This is a genomic window from Kutzneria sp. 744, from assembly GCF_000568255.1.
Classification (GTDB): Bacteria; Actinomycetota; Actinomycetes; order Mycobacteriales; family Pseudonocardiaceae; genus Kutzneria.
On record NZ_KK037166.1, the window covers coordinates 3,357,852 to 3,379,533 of the forward strand.

16 protein-coding genes are annotated in these 21,682 nt (G+C 68.4%); 8 read left to right on the forward strand and 8 right to left on the reverse strand.

Annotated features, from left to right (window positions below; translation table 11 throughout):
* Window positions 1-75: 75 nt before the first annotated feature.
* The 4 genes from KUTG_RS14935 (at window position 76) to KUTG_RS14950 (ending at window position 9,589) form a co-directional block, all read left to right on the forward strand.
* A complete protein-coding gene (locus tag KUTG_RS14935) occupies window positions 76-666 on the forward strand; it encodes a lytic polysaccharide monooxygenase auxiliary activity family 9 protein (protein WP_043717476.1) in 591 nt (196 codons plus the stop codon).
* 229 nt (window positions 667-895) lie between these two features.
* Window positions 896-1,717 (forward strand): hypothetical protein, encoded by an 822-nt coding sequence (locus KUTG_RS53450; RefSeq protein WP_052394545.1) that lies wholly within the window; start codon window positions 896-898, stop codon window positions 1,715-1,717.
* Entirely contained in the window at window positions 1,714-4,743 is a 3,030-nt protein-coding gene (locus tag KUTG_RS14945) for a caspase family protein (protein WP_043717479.1), read from the forward strand. Before KUTG_RS53450 ends, KUTG_RS14945 begins: the two co-directional genes overlap by 4 nt.
* Window position 4,744: 1 nt before the next feature.
* A complete protein-coding gene (locus KUTG_RS14950) occupies window positions 4,745-9,589 on the forward strand; it encodes a hypothetical protein (RefSeq protein WP_043717482.1) in 4,845 nt (1,614 codons plus the stop codon).
* Between the two features lie 26 nt (window positions 9,590-9,615).
* On the opposite strand, the gene KUTG_RS14955 is transcribed toward KUTG_RS14950, so the two are convergent.
* The 4 genes from KUTG_RS14955 to KUTG_RS61270 are packed head-to-tail and all read right to left on the reverse strand — an operon-like array spanning window position 9,616 to window position 13,781.
* The gene (locus tag KUTG_RS14955; RefSeq protein ID WP_232240806.1) at window positions 9,616-11,109 is read right to left on the reverse strand and encodes a phytoene desaturase family protein; all 1,494 of its coding nucleotides are present in this window, start codon (window positions 11,107-11,109) and stop codon (window positions 9,616-9,618) included.
* Between the two features lie 10 nt (window positions 11,110-11,119).
* Window positions 11,120-12,481 carry a pyridoxal phosphate-dependent decarboxylase family protein gene (locus tag KUTG_RS14960; protein ID WP_043717484.1) on the reverse strand — a complete coding sequence of 454 codons (1,362 nt, stop codon included), beginning with the start codon at window positions 12,479-12,481 and terminating at the stop codon, window positions 11,120-11,122.
* On the reverse strand, window positions 12,465-13,235 hold the full coding sequence (locus KUTG_RS61265) for a glutamine synthetase family protein (protein WP_198047170.1): 771 nt from the start codon (window positions 13,233-13,235) through the stop codon (window positions 12,465-12,467). Before KUTG_RS61265 ends, KUTG_RS14960 begins: the two co-directional genes overlap by 17 nt.
* A 48-nt stretch (window positions 13,236-13,283) precedes the next feature.
* The gene (locus tag KUTG_RS61270; RefSeq protein WP_198047171.1) at window positions 13,284-13,781 is read right to left on the reverse strand and encodes a type I glutamate--ammonia ligase; all 498 of its coding nucleotides are present in this window, start codon (window positions 13,779-13,781) and stop codon (window positions 13,284-13,286) included.
* Between the two features lie 101 nt (window positions 13,782-13,882).
* Between KUTG_RS61270 and KUTG_RS14970 the strand changes: the two genes are divergently transcribed.
* The gene (locus KUTG_RS14970) at window positions 13,883-14,659 is read left to right on the forward strand and encodes an acetoacetate decarboxylase family protein (RefSeq protein ID WP_043717486.1); all 777 of its coding nucleotides are present in this window, start codon (window positions 13,883-13,885) and stop codon (window positions 14,657-14,659) included.
* A gap of 360 nt (window positions 14,660-15,019) precedes the next feature.
* Here the strand turns inward: KUTG_RS14970 and KUTG_RS14975 are convergent, their stop codons facing one another.
* Together KUTG_RS14975 and KUTG_RS14980 are read right to left on the reverse strand one after the other, a co-directional pair.
* On the reverse strand, window positions 15,020-15,463 hold the full coding sequence (locus KUTG_RS14975) for a hypothetical protein (protein WP_063753524.1): 444 nt from the start codon (window positions 15,461-15,463) through the stop codon (window positions 15,020-15,022).
* A 96-nt stretch (window positions 15,464-15,559) separates the two neighbouring features.
* A complete protein-coding gene (locus KUTG_RS14980) occupies window positions 15,560-16,942 on the reverse strand; it encodes an aldehyde dehydrogenase family protein (RefSeq protein ID WP_198047172.1) in 1,383 nt (460 codons plus the stop codon).
* Window positions 16,943-17,021: 79 nt separating this feature from the next.
* Between KUTG_RS14980 and KUTG_RS14985 the strand changes: the two genes are divergently transcribed.
* Genes KUTG_RS14985 through KUTG_RS14995 form a run of 3 tightly spaced genes read left to right on the forward strand, consistent with a single transcriptional unit; the run spans window position 17,022 to window position 20,168 of the window.
* The gene (locus tag KUTG_RS14985; protein WP_232240807.1) at window positions 17,022-18,458 is read left to right on the forward strand and encodes an aldehyde dehydrogenase; all 1,437 of its coding nucleotides are present in this window, start codon (window positions 17,022-17,024) and stop codon (window positions 18,456-18,458) included.
* The gene (locus KUTG_RS14990) at window positions 18,451-19,326 is read left to right on the forward strand and encodes a 3,4-dihydroxyphenylacetate 2,3-dioxygenase (protein ID WP_043717491.1); all 876 of its coding nucleotides are present in this window, start codon (window positions 18,451-18,453) and stop codon (window positions 19,324-19,326) included. The genes KUTG_RS14985 and KUTG_RS14990 overlap by 8 nt, the downstream gene beginning before the upstream one ends.
* The gene (locus KUTG_RS14995; protein WP_043729424.1) at window positions 19,323-20,168 is read left to right on the forward strand and encodes a fumarylacetoacetate hydrolase family protein; all 846 of its coding nucleotides are present in this window, start codon (window positions 19,323-19,325) and stop codon (window positions 20,166-20,168) included. The genes KUTG_RS14990 and KUTG_RS14995 overlap by 4 nt, the downstream gene beginning before the upstream one ends.
* On the opposite strand, the gene KUTG_RS15000 is transcribed toward KUTG_RS14995, so the two are convergent.
* Together KUTG_RS15000 and KUTG_RS15005 are read right to left on the reverse strand one after the other, a co-directional pair.
* Window positions 20,169-20,738, reverse strand: a complete 570-nt coding sequence (locus tag KUTG_RS15000) for a MarR family winged helix-turn-helix transcriptional regulator (protein ID WP_043717492.1) — start codon at window positions 20,736-20,738, stop codon at window positions 20,169-20,171.
* 21 nt (window positions 20,739-20,759) lie between these two features.
* A partial coding sequence (locus KUTG_RS15005) for a nucleotide disphospho-sugar-binding domain-containing protein (protein WP_052394548.1) occupies window positions 20,760-21,682 on the reverse strand: 923 nt, incomplete at its 5' end.

A 21,682-nucleotide genomic window follows, 5' to 3' on the forward strand; every position in this document is an offset into this window, starting at 1 on the left:
ACTGAACCTCGACAAGTGGTCTATACCACTTCGGCCGCCGCGCTTGATTCCCTGCCGACCCTTGGGGGTTGTCTCATGCGCACCAGGTTCGCCCTACCCCTGCTCGCCGTCCTGGCCGTCGCCCTACCCGTGCTGTTCGCCGGCGTCGCCCAGGCCCACGGCTACACCACCAATCCCGTCAGCCGCTCTTCCCTGTGCGCCACCGGCGTCGTGAAGAACTGCGGCGACATCCAGTACGAGCCCCAGTCCGTCGAGGGCCCCAAGAACTTCCCCGCCGCCGGCCCCGCCGACGGCAAGATCTGCGCCGGCGGCATCGCCCGCTTCGCCCAGCTCGACGACCCCCGCGCCGGCGCCTGGCCCACCACCAAGCTCACCTCCGGCGCCCCCTATACCTTCACCTGGCACTTCACCGCCATCCACGCCACCACCGACTTCCGCTACTTCGTCACCCGCAACGGTTGGGACCCCACCAAGCCCCTCACCCGCGCCTCCCTCGACCCCGCCCCCTTCCTCACCTCCAACTGGGGCGGCAAGCGCCCCTCCGGCGACGTCTCCATCCCCGGCACCCTCCCCGCCGGCAAGACCGGCCACCACCTCATCCTCGGTGTCTGGGACATCGCCGACACCGGCAACGCGTTCTACTCCTGCGCCGACGTCACCTTCTGACACTCCTGTGACGCCGCCGGTGGCTCCTGCCCGACACCCCTGCCGTCGAGCAGGAGCCACCCCTTCAGATCGGCCGAAGTTCGACCCCGTTCACTCGAACGGTCCATCATTGCGTGGATGACCTCGAGGAACCGAACGTCGCGTAACACGAATAGACGGTTCCGCGACTATCCGTCCAACACCGCCAGCACGAGGGAAGTGGCGGCCGGAGTCGTTCCCGAGGGGTTCCATGGCGGACATCGTGGCCATCCACGGCATCTTCATGCATCGTTCGAGTCGCCGGGAGATGCACGACAGCTGGCTGGCGAAGATCTCAGAAGGACTTCGAGACACCAGAAGCCCGCACGCCGAATCGGTAACCCTGGAATGCGCGTTCTATGGCCACGAGTACAACGACGGAAAAGCAGGACCGGAGCGAAACTATCGCCCAGAAGAGATTGCGCCCGGATTCGAGACCGAGCTGATAATCTCGATCGGCGCCGAAATCAAGGACGACTACGGTGACCGAGAGGGCGACAAGCTGTACCTACCGGGACCGCTTCAGAAGGCGTTGGCGAAGATCCAGCGCAGCAGGCTTTTCGAGGGCCGGGACAGTGTCCTGATCTCGTTCGTGAAACAGGTGGACCGGTACCTCAACGACCCGGCCTTCCGCGCATTGGTGCAGGACGAGGTCGGCGCGGCCATGACCGAGCACCCGCGCCTGGTCATAGGGCACTCACTCGGCAGCGTGGTCGCGTACGACTGGTTGCAGCGCAACGTTCTCCCGAACCGTCCGGTGTTGCTCACCCTCGGTTCCCCCCTCGGCCTCGAGTCGGTACGCCGACGGCTCCACCAGCCCGCGGACCGTTCCCGTTGGCCGGACGGCGCGCGATCCTGGACGAACATCGCCGCCGGACACGACGCCGTCGCGATGGTGAAGGAGCTGGCGCCGCTCTACCACCCCGACGTGGACGACGTGCCGTGCACGAACCCGCGGGCCACCGCCCACCATGCCACTTCCTACCTTTCCAACGTCCGGGTCTCCCGCTCGATCGACGCGGCGTTGACATGATCCGCCGTCGGTTCTGCCTGTCAGGCGTGAAAACGTATTCAAATCTGGACGACCTAAATTTTGTTCCGGACGAGATTCGCACCATGCGCCGCACGCTGGGCGGACTCGGACTCGAGGAGATCTTCCCTTTCGAGGGCGACGAACGCGACCATGACGACCTTCGCCGGGAACTTTCAAAACCGTCTCAAGAGACCGAGGATGAAACGCTCATAATATACTGCACAGGACACGGCGCGGTAATCGGAAAAAGCTTCAAACTACTAACTCGAGACGGCACGATCGACCCGTCATCTCTGATCTCGGCCCTGGACGGCCGGTCGACGCTACGGCAGGTTCTCATCATCATCGACACCTGCCATAGCGAACAGGGTATTGACAGGGTGCACACCGAGATGTGCGTTTCCGCCCTGGGGACACCTCGGGCCGGGTTCTGGGGAATTGCCGCGAGCAGGGCCACAGAGACCGCGGCCCAGCGTGCGTTCACGGAGGCATTCGCCACCGCGGTCACACGCCGTTCCCGCCCGTCATGGGCCGCCAGCCACCTGGATCTGGCGGAGATCCTCAAAGAGGTCGACCACTCGCTGGGCGATCGGCAGGCCCTCTGGGTCAGCGCCGCGCACGCCGCGGCGAACGCCGACGTCCTACCGAATCCGCAGTACCAGCAGCCGGTTCCCCCCACTTCGCTGTCCATCCCGAGCGACTGGGCGGCCAGGGCTCGCGGTGTCTCATCCGCGACCAGACCCGGCTTCTTCTTCAGCGGCCGGCAAGAAGCGATGGATGTGTTGCGGAAGCACTCGGACGACGACGACCCGGACTCGACACTCGTGGTAACCGGCGGTCACAGTTCGGGAAAGTCCGCTCTGCTCGGGCACTTCGCCATGACCGCGGCCGGCGACGACGAACTACCGACCGACATACGGTTACGCTGGCCATCGCTTCCGGCCGACGTCATCGCATTCCGCGGTGACGACCCCATGATGGCATTGCGGACACTCTCGGCCGCGCTGGCCGTCGACCACCGAACCATCGACGCCGTGGTGTCGGCATTGCGTGCCCGCCCGGGACGAACCGTCATCGTCTTCGACGGAATCACCGCGAGTTCGGCGTGGGAGGACCTGCTGGTCCCGCTCGGGCAGTTGCCGCACGTACGCCTGGTGCTCGGCGTTGCGTCGCCGGCGAACCTGCGACTGCGCGGGTACCGGGTGCTCGACCTCGACCCCTTCGGGCGCCATCCGGACCCGGACGTCCACGACTACCTGGCACTGCGTATGAACCTGGCGACCGAGGGCCGGAAACCGTGGAACGCCTATACGACCAGATGGGCGTACACGTTCGACACCGCTGTGACCATCGGCGACCGCTACGACGAAGTTGCGTGGCAGGACGACGTCACCAGCGCAGTGGATCGCACCGCGATGCGCGCGGCCCAGGAAGCATGGAGCGTCGATGCCGAAGACGACCTCGGCGCGCAGGCGGACGCGGTGGCGGAAACGCTGTGGACCCTGTGCTCCCATGACGACATGGTCGCCCTCCCGGCCCAGGAGTGGGCGGTCGTGGCATCCGCCCATGCCGGCGTTTCCATAGCCGCAGAACGGATCGCGTCCGCCGCAGCCCGGTCGGACCGGCTGATCGAGTTCCGCCCCGGGGAGATCACGGCGGCATGCTGGCGTCCCCGACTCTGCTTCACGACGAAGAGCGACGGCCCGTCATCGCGAAACACGCCCGCCGACCGCAGGCTGCTCGAACTGCTCACCCACTTGCCGCAGCTGTCCGGCGACGACCCGATCGACTGGGCGACAACGGATTCGGCGCTGTGGCCGCTGATCGGGATCGGCGCGTCCGTCCGGACCAGGAGCGGCCGGCTACTCGATCGGTCGTCATTTCTGCTCGACAGCCCTCCGCAGGTCGTCCAGCATGCGATCCGTCATCTAGGCCCGGACGAGCGGAGATCACGAACGAACGTCATGCATGCCCTGTCGGCCGGGGAGACTCGAGACAACCGGGCTCTGTTGCTCGACATCGTGGCGCGTCGGTACGAGGTGGACGTCGTGGCTGACGCCCTCGCGCGGGACGAGCGCGCCACCGGTGTCGACTGGGTGCACAAGAACCGGCCCAAGCTTGGTCGGCTTCAGCGGTGGGCGGCGTGCACAGAGAACGTGGCAGCAGCGGCGGGCCCCCGTGACGAACTAATTTTTTGGGCGGTCGAGGACGGCAGAGAGCGAGTCCGTACCCAGGTGCCGGGACTGGCCCGGGGTGTGTCGATGGCCACCGTCGCCGGCGAGGATCGAGCGCTCCTCACCACGCACCAGGGCGAGATTTGGAGTCTTCGTTGCCGCAGCGGCGAAAAGGCCGAGAGGCGGCCGGAGATGCTTCGCGACGTTCACGGAAGTCCGCACGGCCTGACTGCCGCACTGCACTCGAGTGGTCGCTTGATCATCGTGGCCGATCGGTGGGTGTGGATCGTCGATCTCCCCAACGGCCACGCCACTCGCGTGCACCAGCTCGAGTCCGACCTGCACTCCCTGCACGTCGTGGGCGCGCAGGACGATCTCGTGGCATGGTGCGTCACGAGGGAAGGTCGGATCAGGCGCCTTGCACCGGACTCGGCTCTGCAACCCGATCTGCGGATGTTTCCGCTGCCGAGGCCGCCGCTGTACACCGCCGCGTCTCCCGACGGTCAGCACCTGCTGTCGATGGATGTCGGCAAGGGCCTACACCTGCGGGGTACGCGCGGGGCTCATGAGCTGCCCGGGCTCGCCGCATCGGAGAGCCTGCGTGCGCTAGCCATGAACGATACCTCCATCGCCCTGGCCGGCGTGTCTCCCGGCGGGCGCGGATGGCTGGATGTTCGCGACATCACCGGATCACGGGCTCCGACGCGGCTACCGCTCGATGATCACCCGCTGGGCGTCGGATTTCCCGACACCGAGCGGATTCTGGTGGCGCGGCCCGCAGGCCTACTGAGGTTGACGCCGCACCTCTCCCTCAGGGACACCCACTACAAATCAACGGTTCTTGGGACATGACATGGCCGATCAACACCGAACCGCGGCCGCGGCGATTCTTCCCGACCGCGACCACCTCGTAGCCGCGCTGGTGCTGCTACGTTCCGCAACCCCGGGCGAGGACATCACGCGGACGGTCCTCGGCCTGCACGCTGCGGTCATCACGCCACTGCTCGATCCGAGCGCGCCGGCCGAGGAGGTGAATTTCCTGCTGCGGTGGGCGAAAATCCACGGTGGCGCGGAAACGCTCGATGAGGTCGCCTATTCCGAAGCTCCGGAATGGGCGGCACTGCCGGACGAGGTGCGGTTCGATCTCGTGGACCTGTCGGAGCGAATCGACGCCGTCGCGGATGCCGCCGGCACCCTTGACGTATCGGGACCACTGGTACTGGTCCAGGAGCCGGGAGGGAGGTTTGCCGCACTCACGGTCCGGACTGCCCAGGAACACTCGTGGCAGGTCAGGCGACCCGCCGACTTCGGCTCCACCGTGGACATTTCGCTCGGGCGGCTGCTGGAGGACCTACCCGAGACCTTGCCGTCCATCAACCCCGTGGACAACGGGCAGTCAGCGCCGCCGCTGGAGAATCTGTGGTGGCCGCCCGGGATTCCTCTGCATACCGACATCGTCGCACTGCCAATGGTCCTGTGGCGCCTCGGACAGATCGCCGGCCTCGGCGAGCCGTCCGCGCTCTCTGCCGGTCGCGTGACCGAAGACAACCAGGTGTTTCTCGACGCCGCGTCCGCCGAGGAACTCGGTACGTTGGCCAAGTCGTTGAACCGCAAGGTGGTCGTGCCGACGCCGACCGGGTGGCTCTTGATCACACCAGACGGAAGGTCCACGCGTAGCCGGGAGTACCCCCTGACAGTGGACGGTGCGGCCGCGATTCTGTGGGGTGAACGCTGGCAACAGTGGAAACGTCGTCGCCACGGCGAGGAACTACGCAAACTGGAATGGTACTTCGTCGACTGGGCAGTGGCGCCGGCCAACCAGCCACTGCCGGACCTGAGGGTGACCCAGAACCGACAGCTAGCGATCCATTTCCTCGAGAAGCAGGTCAATCAGGTCGCGGTACTCGGGGGTCCACGCAACAGCGGCAAGACCACTATCGTCCGACTGCTGGCCCACGAGCTGTCGAATCACCGAAGCCCTTGGCGGGTGGTGGTCGTCTCGACGGCCCGGAGACGTCTACCCGACCAGGCGGCCATGATCGTTGCCGGCCTGCACGCCCTCCGGGCGTCCGCGGCACGCGCAGGCCAGCGGCGTCTGCTCGTCTTCGACGGCATCCGTCCGTCGGACTTCGACAACGACACCAACATCGGCGACGCGATGCGGACGCTGGCCAGGACGATGGACACGAATGTGCTCACCGTCGTCGAACACAACGAGAACTCCCCCAAGGAGTGGCAGCTGGACGATGTCTACGTGGTCACCGCGCCGGCCAGCGAGAAAGCCCGCAAGCGATTCGTAGACGATCTCCGGAACGCGGACCCGGCGCTGTCCTCGGCCGCGGACCGGGCGAAGGCGGCCTGCCGCACCACAACGGACCTCCGCTACCTGGCCGAGCTGTTGACCTACGGTGGAGACCCCAGGACGCGAATCGCCGGACGCCTGGCCGAATTGTCCGCCGACGTCCGTGCATCGCTGACGCTCGCCGCGGCCATGAGCCTGATCGGTGGCGAGGTCCCGGCGCGGCTGCTCGATACGCTCGACCATGCGGATCGTCCTCTCTTCGGTGTGGTCTCCGGGCAACAGAAGGGATTCGTGTCGCTGAGCGGATACGAGGACTGCCTGGCGATCGTGGATCGCCAGTGCGACAGCGTCGCGCCTCATCCGACTGCCGCCAACCGCTACCGCACCGCGGAACGCAATACCCTCATCGCGGAGCAAGTGGAGCCGATGCTGTGCGAGGCGATCGTGAACCACGGCGATCAGGTGGCACGGTTGCTCTCCGGTGCCCGGCTCTTCCACCACAGGCTGGCGAAGGACCTGCTCGACCGGGTGGATCAGAGCCTGCTCGACTGGGCCGACGGCGCCCGGGTCACCAGCGTGGTCGAGGTGCTCGACCTGACGGAGCTGCTGTCCGATCAGATGAAGCTGGCACTGTCCAGAAAGCTGCTGGTCAGACTTCCGCGGGAATCGCCGGACTGGCGGCCCGGCCAGCTGCTCGCGCTGTTGAAGGTCGTGCAGCCGCTCAGCGAGAGCTTGCCGAGAGCTCTACAGGAGAAGTTCGTGGCCTGGCTGGTCGATGTGGTCGACGTCCTGATCCTCTGTGTCGCCGGCCAGCCTCACGAGCGGCTGGCACTGCTCTCCGCGCTTGAACGGGCCGACTCCGACAAGGCACTGGAACTGCTGGTGGAGCGCGTTCTCGACGTGCTGCACGGGATCCGCGCCAACCGATCGGAGGACTACCAGCTCGTACGGAAGGTCGAGGAGATGCGGCGGCGGCTGGAGTGGAAGACCAGCGAGGACTTCTCGATGCTGCCCATCGACCAGGAGGCCGGGGTACAGGCGCTGCTGAACCACGTTCCCCACAGCGACGACGGGGTGAACGTACTCGTCGAGTCGATGATGCTGCGGCAGCGGTTCGAGTATGTCGACTGGCAGGAGAGATTCGAGCCGTTCGAGGTGCCGCTGACCGCGGCGATGAGCTTCGCCTCGGCCGCCGACCTGGCCAAGGCGATCAATGACCTGCACACGACGATGCCCATGTTCAGCACCTGGTTGCTCGGCCACTGGGGTGACTTCCCCGAACAGTGCCGAACGCTGCTGCGGAAGTCCTCACCGACGGAGGCGCCCGCGCTCGTCAACGCCGTCGCCCGGTCCTACGCGCTGAAGATTCCCCGCATTCTGTACTTCGCGAACGGTCGGGTGGACACCTTCATGGTGGAAAGGTTCGCGACGGAGATCAAAGCGAAGAAGGACGCGACCGGCGCGGGACTGTTGCTGCTGGCCACCAGTTCGGCGGACGAACTGTTCCACACCGGGCTCAACGTGTTCTCGTACGACCTGGCGAAGGCGATCGGCCAGGACGCGGTCGATTACATGCTACGGCACGATCCTCGCACCTCAACGCGCTACTACCTGATCAAAGGCGTCTGGGATGCCGGCGCGGACTACCGGGATGAGTTGGTGGAGCAAGCCCTCGACATCGTCGCCGAGGGTGTTCTGCGCCGGCGAAAGCACTGGGCCATCGAGCTAGCCCTGATGCTCACGTCCGATACGGAACTGGGTGGCACGGCACTTGACGGTCTGCGTAAGCGCCTCTCGCCCGCGGATCTGTTGCGAAGCATGTGCACCGCGTACACCACGTACACCCGCGCCATGTCCCACCGGCTGGGGCGCGTCCTGCATCCCGAGGTGACCAGCATGTACCTCACGCAATGGGACAAGGACTCGTTCGTGGAGGGAGTCGCCACATCATCGGCCGTGTCGTCGCTGACGTTGTGCGCGGAGGTGAGCCTGACACTCACCGACGCGAACCTGCCCGAGGCCGGGCGAGTAGTCTTCGAGGCCACCGGTGGTGTTGAACACTGGGTGCGGCGCCTCGCACTCGCACGGAGGCCCGGCTCACTGGCCCAGGCGCTACGCCAACTTCTCGCCGTGGACCGGGTCGGTGCCCGTGAGGTCCTCGACCGGCTGTTGGCAAAACCCGTCACGACACCGGACGACACAAGCGATCTCAGCATGGTGGCTATACGGACGCGTAGGGCGATGTTGACCGGCGCCACGATGGCGGCCGAACTGATCCAGGCCGTCGAGACGGTACGGCCCGGCGCCGGCGCCGATGTCCTGGCCGAACTCGCGGATGACGACCACGCGATGTACGTCTTCACCTCAGACCTGCAACAGATGCAGAATCCGGTGGCACAGTCCCAGGCCGCTCGTACGCTCGTCCGCAGCGGCGTAACCAGCACCACTGCAAACGCTCAGTGGATCACTTCCGCATACGACGCACGCATACAGACGGTCAAGTACTTCGCCAGTCCTCGGGCCACGACGGCACTCCTGAAAATGATTTCCGCCTGGGATCCGCAGTGGGGCGCGAACGCGGCGAGGGAGGTGAGCGTGGGGCGCGTCGGTAGCCGCATCGCCTTCGGACGCGCCGATGACCTGGCGTCCTCCGTCGATCTCATCCGTACGCTGAGCGCGCTGAGCTACTCGGACAAGGCACAGCGCCTTCTCGAAGCGCTCATCAACACCGGCCTCGAGTGGGTGGTCGCACGGTTGGACCTGAACACCCTGTGCCAGTTGGTCGAGGTGGCCAGAATCCTCGACACCGAGATCGCCTATCAGTTGCTGTACGCGGTGCGCGATCGCGTCGAGGCCGACGTCCGCACACCGATAATCGCCAACGAGGGAAAGGTCTGGCGGCGAGTGGCCAGAGGGCAGTCGCTTCTGCGCGATCTGGGCGCGACACCGGCACCACCGATCGACCCGGTGATCCGACCCAACGCCGCCTATTCGCCCGCTGTCGCCTGGGCGGCGGTCTCCCTCGGGGCGGACGCGGTATGGGGTGACAACGCACTCGCACGGGCGCGGACAGAGACCACTGGTCGTCTATTCCCCACGGCCGTCGACCAGGCTTGTCTCCTGCTGGCGACCGCGGAGGGCTGGGCGCCCGAGCTCCGGCGCGTCGGACGAACATGGTCCGTTGACGGTGCCCCGCTGTGGCTGCTCCGGCTGTTGTACGCACGGGCTGGTCAGGACGCGTATGTGGCTGCCGTACTGCGAGGACAGGATTCTCTCATCGAGGAGCGCATACACAAGCCGACGGCGGACTCGGACTGGGACGCCGTCCAGCTGAGGCTCATCCTGGACGTGACCGCGCCGGCGACCAGGCGGCAGCTGCCCCCCGAGGCATCGTAGGAGCGCCGACGACAGCACTGCGCGGCTCAACGCCCGCCGGTGAGGATTTTCATGGCGGCGTTGTGGCCGGGGATGCCGGAGACGCCGCCGCCGCGTTGGGCCCCGGCGCCGCAGAGGAGGATGCGGGGGTGGGCGGTTTCGACGCCCCAGGAGCCGGGGGAATCGTCGCTGTAGGGCCAGGTGAGGTCACGGTGGAAGATGTGGCCGCCGGGGAGGCCGATGGAGTGCTCGAGGTCGACGGGGGTCTTGGCCTCGACGCAAGGACGGCCGGAGGGGTCGAGCCAGAGGCAGGACTCGATGGGCTCGGCGAGGACGTGGTTGAGGGACGCCAAGGTGGCGGAGAGAGCCTGGGAGCGGGCGGCCTCGTTGTCGGCGGCGAAGAGGCGGGCGGGCATGTGGAGCCCGAAGAGGGTGAGGGTGTGGGCGCCGGACTCGCCGACGATGGAGGGGTCGGTGAGGGAATGGCAGTAGATCTCGCACGGGGGCAGCGAAGGGATCCGGCCGGCGGACGCCTCGGCGTAGGCGGCGGCGAGCTGGGAATAGGACTCGTTGACGTGGAAGGTGCCACCGAAGGCGTCGCGGGGGTCGACGGAGGAGTCACGGAGGCGGGGTAGGCGGCGCAGCACCATGTTGACCTTGAGCTGGGCACCCTCGGCGGGCTCGGGGAGGTCGCCGAGGAGGCGGGAGAGCTCGGCGGGAGAGGCGTTGACGAGGACATGGTCGCCGTGGATGACGTGGGAGGAACCGCCTGCGGTGTAACGGACTTCGCCGTCTGGGGTGATGGAAGTGACGGTGGCGCCGGTGAGAATCTGGGCGTCGGCGGAGCGGGCGGCGTGCTCCAGGGCGGCGGTGACGGAGCCCATGCCACCGACTGGTACATCCCAGTCGCCGGTGCCGTTTCCGATGACGTGGTAGAGGAAACAACGGTTCTGACGCAGGGCGGGATCCTCGGCGGAGGCGAAGGTGCCGATGAGGGCGTCGGTGAGCACAACGCCGCGAACGGTGTCGTCACGGAAGGTGTGCTCGATGACGTGGCTGATGGGCTCCTCGAACAGCACCCGCCACGCCTCGTCGTCGTCGACCCGGGCGCGAAGGGAAGCCTTGCTGGGCAACGGTTCTGTGAGGGTAGGAAAGACTCGTGAGGCGACACGGGCGGTCATGGCGTAGAAGCGCTGCCACGCGGCGAAGTCGGCGGGATCCACAAAGGACCGTGCGGTGCGGGACGGATCCTCGGTGTCGACGAGGAGGCCGCGGTCGCCGACGGGGGTGTAGGAGGACATTCGTCGGCGGAGCAAGGTGATCGACAGGTCGAGATCGGCGATCACCTTGCGCGGCAACAGGCTCACCAGGTACGAGTAGCGCGACAGCCGGACGTCAACGCCGGGAAAGGCCTGGAAGGACACGGCGGCGCCGCCGACGGAGTCGAGCCGCTCCAGGACCTGAACAGATTTGCCGGCCCGGGCCAGGTAGGCGGCGGCAACCAGACCGTTGTGCCCACCACCGACGATGACGACGTCCACCAGGCGACTCCTATCCGGCCAGCGCGACAACCCTCTCGTGCAGCCTACCCAGATAGTCCTCGGACTCGGGCTTCATCAGCACACTGCGCAACACGCGGGCGCCGTCGGCGTCGGCGACGGCGGCGATGCCCCGCTGGCCGAAGGCGTCGGCGCCGGCCCGCAACGTGCTGAGGTAGAGCGGATCGTCCTGGTCGGCCATGCCCTCCCGCAGCATCCGCTCGGAGGCGGCATCGATCGCGGAGAGCGTCGGCTCGGCCGGGAAGTAGGTGACGATGTCGAGTTCGGGACGCTGATAGGGCACGAGCCGATCGGACTGGTCGATCAGACCGTGCCACCGGACGGCGGCACGGCGACCGGCGGCGAGCACGGCACCGAGGCCGTCGGCCCGCAGGGGCAACAGCTTGAGTGTCAACCACAGGGCTGCTGCGGCGGCGCCGGGACGGGAGCACTCCAGGCTGATCTCACCGAGGTGCAGCTCGTCGGAAGTGAAGTAGGTGTACGGGGAATCGTGCACGTAGAAGCGGCCGACGGCCGGGTCGGCGAACAACACCGCGCCGCAACCGTAGGGCTGCAGGCCGTGCTTGTGGGGATCGACCACAATGGACTCGCACTGACGAATCGCCTGCCACGGCGCGGGATCGATGCCCTCGGTGCCGGCGATCAGGCTGAAGAACCCGCCATATGCGGCGTCGACGTGGATCCGGAAGTCGTAACGGGACCGCAGCGCGACGACCTCGTGCACGGGATCGACGACACCGAGTCCGGTGGTGCCGGCAGTGACGACAACGGTGCCGACCTTTCCGCTGCGGAGCAACGATTCCAGGGCGTCCAGGTCCATCTTGCCGGTGTTGTCGACCGGGACGGCGTGACCGGTGACGCCGATCAGCCTGCACATCCGCGAATGGGTGTAGTGACTGTCCACACTGTACGCGATGCCGAGATCCGGATGGATTTCCCTTGCCACATACAGGGCTTCGAGGTTGGCGATGGTGCCGCTGGAGGTGAGGTGCCCGAGGTGCTCGCCGTAGCCGAACATCTCGGCGAGCTGCCGCACGACCTCCCGCTCCATCTTGGCGGTGGCGGGACCGCCGTCGAGGGCGTGGTTGTTGGGGTTGATCAGCATCGCGGCGACGTAGCCGGCGATCGCCACCGGGTGCGGCGGCTTGAGCATCTGGCCGGCGTACCGGGGATGAAAGAACGGGTAGTTGTCACGCAGCCGGGACGCCAGCTCGTCGAGCGCGGCCTCCACGTCACTGTCCTTGAGCGCCAACGAATCGTGCCGTACGTACTCGCCGAACTCGGCGGTCCACGACTCGTGGTTGGCCAACACGCGGTCGAGCCAGGGGCGCAACTGCTCAGATGTGGTAGGCATACTCGCGGAACTCCCAATCGGTCACCCACTGCTCGAACCGGGCGACCTCGGCCCGCTTGAGCACGCTGAACGAGCTCACGAAGTCCTTGCCCAGCAAGGCTTGCAGCGCCGAGTCGTCATCAAGCGCGTCGAGTGCGGCGGGCAGGGACATGGGCAGCACGGCGGTGCGGTCGGCGTTGTAGCCGTACCCCTCAAGCGGCGCAGGGGGTTCCAGCCCGTCCTCGATGCCGAGCCGCATCGCGGCCAGCACGCCCGCGTGCACCAGGTACGGGTTGGCGGAGGCGTCCGGCAGCCGGACCTCGATCCGGGTTCCGGCGCCGCGATCGGGCGGCACACGGACCATCGCGCTGCGGTTGTCCAGGCCCCAGTCGATCAGCCACGGAGCGAGCGTGTCGGGGCCGAAACGCTTGTAGGAGTTGATGGTCGGGTTGGTCAACGCCGTCAGCGCGGGCGCGTGCCGGAGCACGCCGGCCAGGGCGTGGCGCAGCAGCGGGCTCATGCCGTACTCGGCGGACTCGTCGGCGCCGAGGTTCTCGCCGGCCGCGTCGACGAACGACACGTGCACGTGGAAGCCGGAAGCACCGTGCCTGTTGAACGGTTTGGCCATAAAGGTCGCGAGCTTGCCCTCGCGCCGGGCCAGATCCTTGACGGCGGCCTTGAAGCGGAAGGCCCGGTCGGCGGCGTCCAGCGCGCCGGAGTGGGCGAGGTTGATCTCGAACTGGCCCGGGCAGTACTCGTGGTTGCCGCTGAGCACACCGAGCCCGAGGTCGCGAGGTTGCGGACCGTCCGGATCAGGTGCAGGTCAGGGTCGCCGCGCGTGCCGCTGACGTAGACGTTGCCGGGTTTCGGGCGAATACGGCGCGAAGCCATTCCCGTCCGGCACGCAGAGGAAGTACTCCAGCTCGGGGCCGACCAGCGGGCGCAGCCCGGACTCGGCGAGGCCGGCGACGACCCGGCCGAGCACCGCCCGTGGCGACTCGCCGCCGTCACGCTGATCGCCGATGCACGTCGCCACGCCCGGTTCCCACGGCACCACCGCGAGCGTGTCCAGATCGGGGATGATCTCTATGTCCGGCAGTCCGGCGTCCAGGCCGCCGGGCACCGCAACGGTGTCACCGCGGGGGCTGGTGTGGTAGACGGCGCGACAGAAGGCCACGCCCCGTTCGACGGCGGCGGGCAGCTGCTCGACGAGCAGCTCCTTGGAGCGCTCGGTGCCCATCAGGTCGGGGAAGGCGACGCGGACCACGTCGACTCCCTTGGCGGTCAGTTCGGCCACGACGCGGTCGGCCTGCGCTGCCATCCTCCACACCCTCCGTCGTTTGATTCCGAACCATAGCGCCGTGACAGGCCGGCAACAAGAGCGATATCGTACGTACCCAAACGAACATCGGGAGGCGGCACGTGAAGGGCTTTCTGCACCCGCGCACACCGACCGGACGGGCGTCGGTGACCGCCGCTCCGCCATGGCACTACGCGGGCGATCTGATCACCGTCGAGTACCGCACGGATCCCGGCAAGGTCGCCGCGCTGCTGCCCGAGCCCCTCGCGCCGGCCTCCGACGATCCCGGCGCGGTCGCCCTGATCTGGGCCGACTGGCAGGCCTGCTCTGACGGCGGCGCCGAGCTGCTCGACCCGGTTCGCTCGCAGTACAAGGAATGTTTTGTCGTCGTCCGCTGCCAGTTCGCCGGCCGGACCTACTCGCGCTGCGTGTTCATCTGGGTGGACAAGGACTTCTCCCTCGCGCGCGGGCTGCACCAGGGCTATCCCAAGAAGTTCGGCTCCATCCACCAGACCCGGCCCCACCCCTTCGGCCACGCTCCCCGCCTCGCGCCCGGCGCCCGCTTCGGCGCCACCCTCGCCGCCGGCGACCGACGCCTCGCCGAGGCCGTCATCGAGCTCACCGAACCCAGCCCCCACAACGGTTTCGTCAACGCGCACCCGATGGCCCACCACCGCTTCCAGCCCTCCATCGAGGCCGGCAAACCGGACAGCTACGGGGAGCTGGTGGAGTCCAGATCGGCCGCCTTCGAGGGCGGCCAGGCCTGGGCCGCCCGGGCCGATCTCCGGCTGTTCGAGTCGCCGACCGAAGAGCTGGCCGATCTGACCGTGGACGAGTACATCGGCGCCTACTACCGGCAGGTCGGCGTGACGTGGAACGGCGGCACCGTGCTCGCCTGAGCCGGGTCGATTTGAACTGCCCCCGAATCAATCCAACCAGATCAACCTGGCAGTCCGGGGCGGGCGAGGTCGACCAAGATCACGTCGGCCGGGATTGCCAGGTTCGAGGTCTAGGCTGGATTCGGGGGCTGCTCGGTACGAGCAATCACGGCGGGCGCCGGCCGCCAGGTTCGAGGGCCGGACCGGCTTCGAAGGCCACCCGGCACAAGCACAATCGCGGCGGGCGCCGGCCGTCAAGTCCGAGAACTGGATCGGCATCAGGAACTACCCGGCACAGGCGCAATCACCGCGGACACCAGCCGTCAGGTTCGAGGGCTGGACCGGCATCAGGAACTACCCGGTACGGACATGCGACGTGGGTCAGAACCACCATGACACGGGCAACCGGTGCCTGAGCCAGGACCGCAGCCGGTAGCGCCGTCGAAAGAGGTAGGTCTGGATGTCGCCGTAGCCGTCGAGGGCCTGGGGGCTGACACCGGTCGGATCGGTCCGGGCGCGGGCGGCGAGGGATGTGGCCAGAGCGATGGCCTCGGGGCTGAGGTGGCCGAAGCGGCGGGCGGTGTGGCCGAGGCAGAGCGTGGCGAGCCCGAGCAGGGGGCTGCCGGATGGAGCCCGGGTGCCGATCTGCATGCACCAGTGTTCGACGAAGTCCCGGTCGTCATCGCCCAAGGCGATCCCGACCAACGCGTCGCTGGCGTCGAACCGGGACTCGTCGGTCGGCTCCCGGAGGGCACGCTCCAGCACGGCCACGACCTGCTGATGGGGTCGCGCCGGAGGGTTGAAGAAGACCCGGTCGGAGCACACGCCGATAAGGCTATTCGCCTGGGAAAGGCCGTCGCACGCGGATTCCGGGGTGCCTGAAACCGTGTTTCGGTGTGCCGGAGGGCGTGACTCGCGGGGTCAGGGGAAGGCGAGCCAGGTGGTTTTGAGGTCGGTGAACTTGTCCAGGGCGTGGACGGATTTGTCGCGGCCGTGGCCGGAGAGTTTGGCGCCGCCGAAGGGGACGGTGAGGTCGCCCTCCTCGTAGCAGTTGACCCAGACGGTGCCGGCCTTGAGGGAGCGGGAGACGTGGTGGGCGGTGGCGAGGTCGCGGGTCCAGACGGCGGCGGCGAGGCCGTAGGGGGTGTCGCCGGCGAGGGAGAGGGCCTCGGCGGTGGTGGAGAAGGTGAGCACGGAGAGGACGGGGCCGAAGACCTCGGACCGGGCGATGGGCATGGCGGGGTCGACGCGGTCGAGGACGGTGGGCTCCACGTACCAGCCGCCGGTGTCGGGGAGGCAGGCGCGGCCGCCGGTGAGGAGGCGGGCGCCGCCTGACACGGCCTCGGACACGCGGGCCACGACGGAGGAGCGGTGGGCGGCGCTGACCAGAGGGCCCATGCGGGTGGCGGGGTCGAGGGGGTCGCCAGGGAAGTAGGCGGCGGCACGGGAGACGACCCGGGCCACGAAGTCGTCGGCGATGTCGCGGTGCACGAGCAACCTGGACGCGGCGGTACACATCTCGCCCGAGTTGAAGAAGATGCCCCAGGCAGCCGTGTCGGCGGCGGCGTCGAGGTCGTAGGCGTCGGGGAAGACGATGTTGGGGGACTTGCCGCCGAGTTCGAGCCAGACCCGTTTCAGGTTGGAATCGGCGGAGTAGCGAAGGAATTCGCGGCCGACGGAGGTGGAGCCGGTGAAGGTGACGACATCGACGCCGGGGTGCAGCCCGAGGGCCCGGCCGGTGACGGGGCCGGGACCGTTCACGACGGTCAGCACGCCCGCAGGCAACCCCGCCTTGCTTGCGAGGTCGGCCAGCAGCAGGGCGGACAGCGGCGACTGCTCGGCGGGCTTCAGAACGACGGTGCACCCGGTGATCAAGGCCGGGGCGAGCTTCCAGGCCGCCATGGTCAAAGGGAAGTTCCACGGCACAACGGCGGCGACGACGCCGGCGGGCTCGCGGGTGACGAGGGCCAGGGCCGAGGCAGAGGACTGGGTGACCTCGCCGGACACCTTGTCGGCCAACTCGGCGTACCAGCGGAAGGTCTTGGCCACCGCGGGCACCTCGATCCCCAGCGAGTCGCGCAGGGGCTTGCCCATCTCCAACGAAATGGTCCGCGCCAGCTCCTCGGCCGAGGCCTCGACGAGATCGGCCAGACGGAACAGGAAGGACGCCCGCTCGCGGGCCGGCAGCCGGGGCCAGGGCCCCTCGTCGAAGGCCAACCGCGCGGCGCGAACGGCCCGGTCGACGTCCTCGGGACCGGCCTCGTCCACGGACGCGATGACCTTGCCGTCACGAGGTGAAAGCACCTGCAAGGCGACCTCCAACGTCTTGACCGACCCGACCGAGCCACGTACGTTTGGATACAAACGATACTACGGAGACATGATGGTCGACCACTGGATCGGGGGCGAGCGGGTCACCTCCGCGGTCCGCTTCGACGACATCTCCCCCATCGACGGCACGGTTCTCGCCCACGTCTCACGGGCCTGCCCCTACGAGGTCGACCTGGCCGTGGACGCGGCCGAGCAAGCCTTCGACAAGCACTGGCGCCGGACCACTCGCGAGCAACGTGCGGAGTACTTGCACAAGATCGCCGACGGCGTGGAGAAGCGCATCGACGAACTGGCCGCGACGGAAACCTCCGACAACGGCGCCCTTCTCCGCTCGCACGTGCGCGGCGTGATGCCCCGCGTGGTGCACAACTTCCGCTTCTTCGCCGACTGGCTGGTCGACGAGGTCAGCCACCCCGACTTCGACACCCGCGGCCACACCAACCGGGTCAGCTGGGACCCGGCCGGCGTGTGCGCGCTGATCACGCCGTGGAACGCCCCGCTGATGCTGGCCAGCTGGAAGATCGCGCCGGCGCTGGCCGCGGGCAACACGGTGGTGCTCAAGCCGGCCGAGTGGTCCCCGCTGACGGCCTCGATCCTGGCCGACATCACGGCCGAGGCGGGGCTGCCGGACGGCGTTTTCAACGTGGTCAACGGCTACGGCGTGGAAACCGGCCAGCACCTGGTGAACCACCCCAAGCTGCGCCGGATCAGCTTCACCGGCTCGGTCCCCACCGGCCGCGCCATCGCCCAGGCCGCCGCGGCCAATCTGGTGCCGGCCTCGCTGGAGCTCGGTGGCAAGTCGCCCCTGATCGTGTTCGCCGACGCCGATCTGGACCTGGCGGTTCAGTTGGCCGTCGAGCAGTACGACAACTCCGGGCAGGTGTGCCTGGCCGGCGTCCGGCTGCTGGTCGAGGAGTCGGTGGCGGCCGAGTTCCTGGCCGGCTTCCTGACCAGGGCGGACGCCCTCAAGCAGGGCGATCCCCGCGACCCGGCCACCGACATCGGCCCGCTGATCCACCGGCGCCAGCTGGAGCGGGTGGACACGTTCGTCCAGCGGGCCAAGGCCGAGGGCGCGCGGGTGCTGCTCGGCGGCGGCCCGAACACCGACCTGGGCGGCCTCTACTACCGGCCGACGCTGCTCACGGATGTCCGGCCGGGCAGCGAAATCCTCTCCGAGGAGGTCTTCGGCCCGGTGTTGACGGTCCAGACCTTCCGCCGCGAGGAGGAAGCAGTCACGATGGCCAACGACACGCGCTTCGGCCTGGCGGCAACGCTTGTCACGGGCGACCGGGACCGCGCGAGGCGGGTGGCCGACCAGCTCGTCGCCGGCACGGTGTGGGTGAACTGCTTCTTCGTCAGGGACCTGCGGGCGCCGTTCGGCGGCAGCCGCGAGTCGGGGATCGGCCGCGAGGGCGGCAACTGGAGCTTCGATTTCTACTGCGACGTCAAGAACACGGTCTCATCGGAACAGGGGTGGCGGCATGGGTGAGGTTGTCGGCGCGGGTCTGCTCTCCCACGTTCCGACGATCATGCTGCCCGAGCACGAGCGGCGGGAGCTGAACGGCGGCCGGGACTTCACACTGGTCGCCGGCTTGGAGCGGCTCCGTGCCGAGGTGTTCGAGGCGCTGGACTACGACACGGTGGTGGTGCTGGACTCGCACTGGGCGACCACCGTGGAGTTCGTCGTCACGGCGCACAGCCGACGGGCGGGGCTGTTCACGTCCGAGGAGCTGCCGCGCGGGATGTGCCGCATCCCGTACGACTTCGAGGGCGATCCGGAGCTGGCCCGCGCGGTGGCCCAGCACGGCGAGAAGCAGGGCACATGGATCACCCCGATCGACGACCAGTACCTGCCGATCTACTACGCCACGGTCAATCTCTGGCGGTATCTGGGGGTCGAAGGCAAGCGCTGGGTGTCGATCGGCGTCTGCCAGACCGCCGACATGGAGGACAACCTGCGGCTGGGCCGGGCGTTGGCGGCCGGCATCGCCGACACCGAACGAAAGGTGCTGTTGATTGCGTCGGGGGCGCTCAGCCACACCTTCTGGCCGCTGCGCGAGCTGCGCCAGCACGAGGCCGGCGGCATCGAGCACATCCGCACGCCGGAGGCGGCCAGGGCTGATCTCCAGCGCATCGACTGGTTCCGCCGCGGTGACCACGCCAGCGTCCTGGACACCATGCCGGAGTTCGCGAAGTTCAAGCCGGAGGCGGGTTTCGGCCACTACCTGATGATGGCCGGCGCGCTGGGCGAGCGGGCCTGGCGGGCGCCGGGGCGGCTGTTCAGCGAGTACGAGAACGCGGTCGGCACCGGGCAGGTGCACGTCTGGTTCGACCGCCCGACGCAGGGGTGGACGTGACCGAGTACCGCAGGATTCTGCTCGACGGAGCCGTTGTCGAGGTCGAAAAACACGGCGACGAGCTGCACGCCCCGGACGGCCGCCGAATCACACTGGACGGTGCGGTACACCTGCCGCCCACCGAGCCGTCGAAGATCATCGCGGTGCACCTGAACCACCGCAGCCGAGTCGACGAGTTCCAGGTGACGCTGCCGCCGGCCCCGACCTACTTCCACAAGCCCACCTCGGCGCTGAACGCGCACGGCGGCGCGGTCGTCCGGCCCGAGGGCTGCCGGTGGCTGAACTACGAGGGCGAGGTCGCCATCGTGATCGGCAGGACCTGCCGGAACATCGCGCCGGACGAGGCCGCCGACCACATCCGCGGCTATACCATCGCCAACGACTACGGCCTGCACGACTTCCGCGACACCGACGCCGGCTCGATGCTGCGGGTGAAGGGCTCGGACACGTTGTGCCCCTTGGGTCCCGGCCTCGTGACCGACTGGGATTTCCACGGCCGCACGCTGATCACCCGTGTCAACGGTGAGATCAAGCAGCAGGGCAGCACCGACGAGATGACGTGGGACATGCACTACCTCGTCGCCGACATCGCCCGGACGATCACCCTGTTCCCCGGGGACGTGCTGCTGTCGGGGACGCCGGCCAACTCCCGCCCCGTGCAGCCGGGTGACGTCGTCGAAGTCGAGGTGGACGGCCTCGGCGTGCTGCGCAACCACATCGTCGGCGGACCGACGAAGATCCGCGCGGATGTGGGCGCGCAGCCCACCGAGTCCGAAGAGGTCCGTTCCACGGCGCTGGGCGGCGACTGGGAGTTCCGGGGAATCCGGCCGCCGCGGCGCTGACTAGTCGCCGGCGGCGAGACCGGGCAGCGGGCTGGCCTGGACCTGCTGGCGCACCTCGGCCTGCCGGGCGGTAGAGGTCTGCTCGAAGTGGTTGAGCATGTGCCGCAGCACCCGGGTCAGCTCGGCGATCCGCCGCGGCGACAGGCCTTCGAGGCTGTACACCTCCTCGGCGTTGAAGCGCGGGAACAGCTCGCACATCAGCGCCTTGCCGCGTTCGGTCAGCGACAGCACGCTGAGCCGGCGGTCGTCGGCCGGCGTGGTGCGGTCGAGCAGGCCCCGGTTGGACAGGGTCCGCGCGACGCCGGTGAGCGTGCCCTTGGAGATGCCGCTCTCCTCGGCCACGTGCCGGGTCTCGATGTCGCCCCAGATCCACACCACCCACAGCACCACGAAACCCGTCCACGACAGGTCCACGTCGCGCAGCACGGACTGCTCGAAGTGGTTGCGCACGACCAGGGCCGTCCGGTGCAGGTTGGACAGCGCCATCATCGACTCGACGTCGATCGGCAGGCCGTTGAGGCGCTCGCCGACGGCCTTCTCGGTCTCGCGCAGCGTGTAGTAGCCGGTCACGGCCGCCAGCGTAGCCCTCGGCTAGACCAGTTCGGCCAGCCTGTCAGCCACGAAAGCGGGGCTGGGCTGCTCGGCGATCTCGTCCCGCACCTCGGCGGCGGCCTTGGCGAAGGCCTGGTCGTCGAGCACGCGGGTGAGCGCGGGCGCGACCTCCTCCGGCTCGCTGACCGTGAGGCCGACGCCGCGGGTGGCCATGACATTGGCGTTGAGCGGCTGGTCGGCGAACTTGGGCAGCGCCACCTGGGGCACGCCGTAGACCAGCGGCGTCGCCACCGTCGCCGATCCGCCGTGGTGCACGATCGCGGCGCAGGTCGGCATCAGGGCGTTGAGCGGCATCCAGCCCAGCGGCCGCACGTTGGCCGGCAGCTCCCCGAGGTCCGAGAGGTCGATGTCGCCCAGGGCCAACAACACCTCGATGTCCATTGTGGACAGTTCGGCCAGCACGCCGCGCAGCACGCCGACGCCGCCGAGGGCCGGCAGCACGCTGCCGAGGGTGACGCAGACGCGGGGCCGGGTCGGCGGCAGCGTCACCCAGCCCGGGACCACGCGCGACTCGTTGTACGGGACGTACCGCATGAGGTGCTGGGTGTCGGTGGCCGTGCCGCCCATGCTCGGCGGCCGGACGTCGATGGTCGCCACCGGGGTGATCGGGGCGTCCGACAGGCCCAGCCGCTGCGCGGTCGGCTCCAGGTAGGCGGCGATGTCCTTGCGGGCGGCGAGCACGTGCCCGTCCAGACCGGCCCACCCCAGCCGGATGCCCTGCTCGACCAGCGGCACGCCCAGGTCGGCGGCGATCAGCCGGCCGGCCCCCTGCTCGGCGGTGGTGATCACCAGGTCCGGCCGGAAGGCCCGGGCCACCGGCAGCATGCCGTCGATCATCTGCTCGCCGAACCAGCCGAAGCCGCCCCGCTGCGGCTGCCGGTCGGCGTCGCCCTTGCGCATCT

Excerpts from the sequence above, each read along its gene's own strand:
- KUTG_RS14935 (WP_043717476.1), top strand. The coding sequence starts at position 76 with ATGCGCACCAGGTTCGCCCTACCCCTGCTCGCCGTCCTGGCCGTCGCC.
- KUTG_RS14960 (WP_043717484.1), bottom strand. The coding sequence starts at position 12,481 with ATGCCTACCACATCTGAGCAGTTGCGCCCCTGGCTCGACCGCGTGTTG.
- KUTG_RS14950 (WP_043717482.1), top strand. The coding sequence starts at position 4,745 with ATGGCCGATCAACACCGAACCGCGGCCGCGGCGATTCTTCCCGACCGC.
- KUTG_RS14985 (WP_232240807.1), top strand. The coding sequence starts at position 17,022 with ATGGTCGACCACTGGATCGGGGGCGAGCGGGTCACCTCCGCGGTCCGC.
- KUTG_RS14990 (WP_043717491.1), top strand. The coding sequence starts at position 18,451 with ATGGGTGAGGTTGTCGGCGCGGGTCTGCTCTCCCACGTTCCGACGATC.
- KUTG_RS14945 (WP_043717479.1), top strand. The coding sequence starts at position 1,714 with ATGATCCGCCGTCGGTTCTGCCTGTCAGGCGTGAAAACGTATTCAAAT.
- KUTG_RS53450 (WP_052394545.1), top strand. The coding sequence starts at position 896 with ATGGCGGACATCGTGGCCATCCACGGCATCTTCATGCATCGTTCGAGT.
- KUTG_RS61270 (WP_198047171.1), bottom strand. The coding sequence starts at position 13,781 with ATGGCAGCGCAGGCCGACCGCGTCGTGGCCGAACTGACCGCCAAGGGA.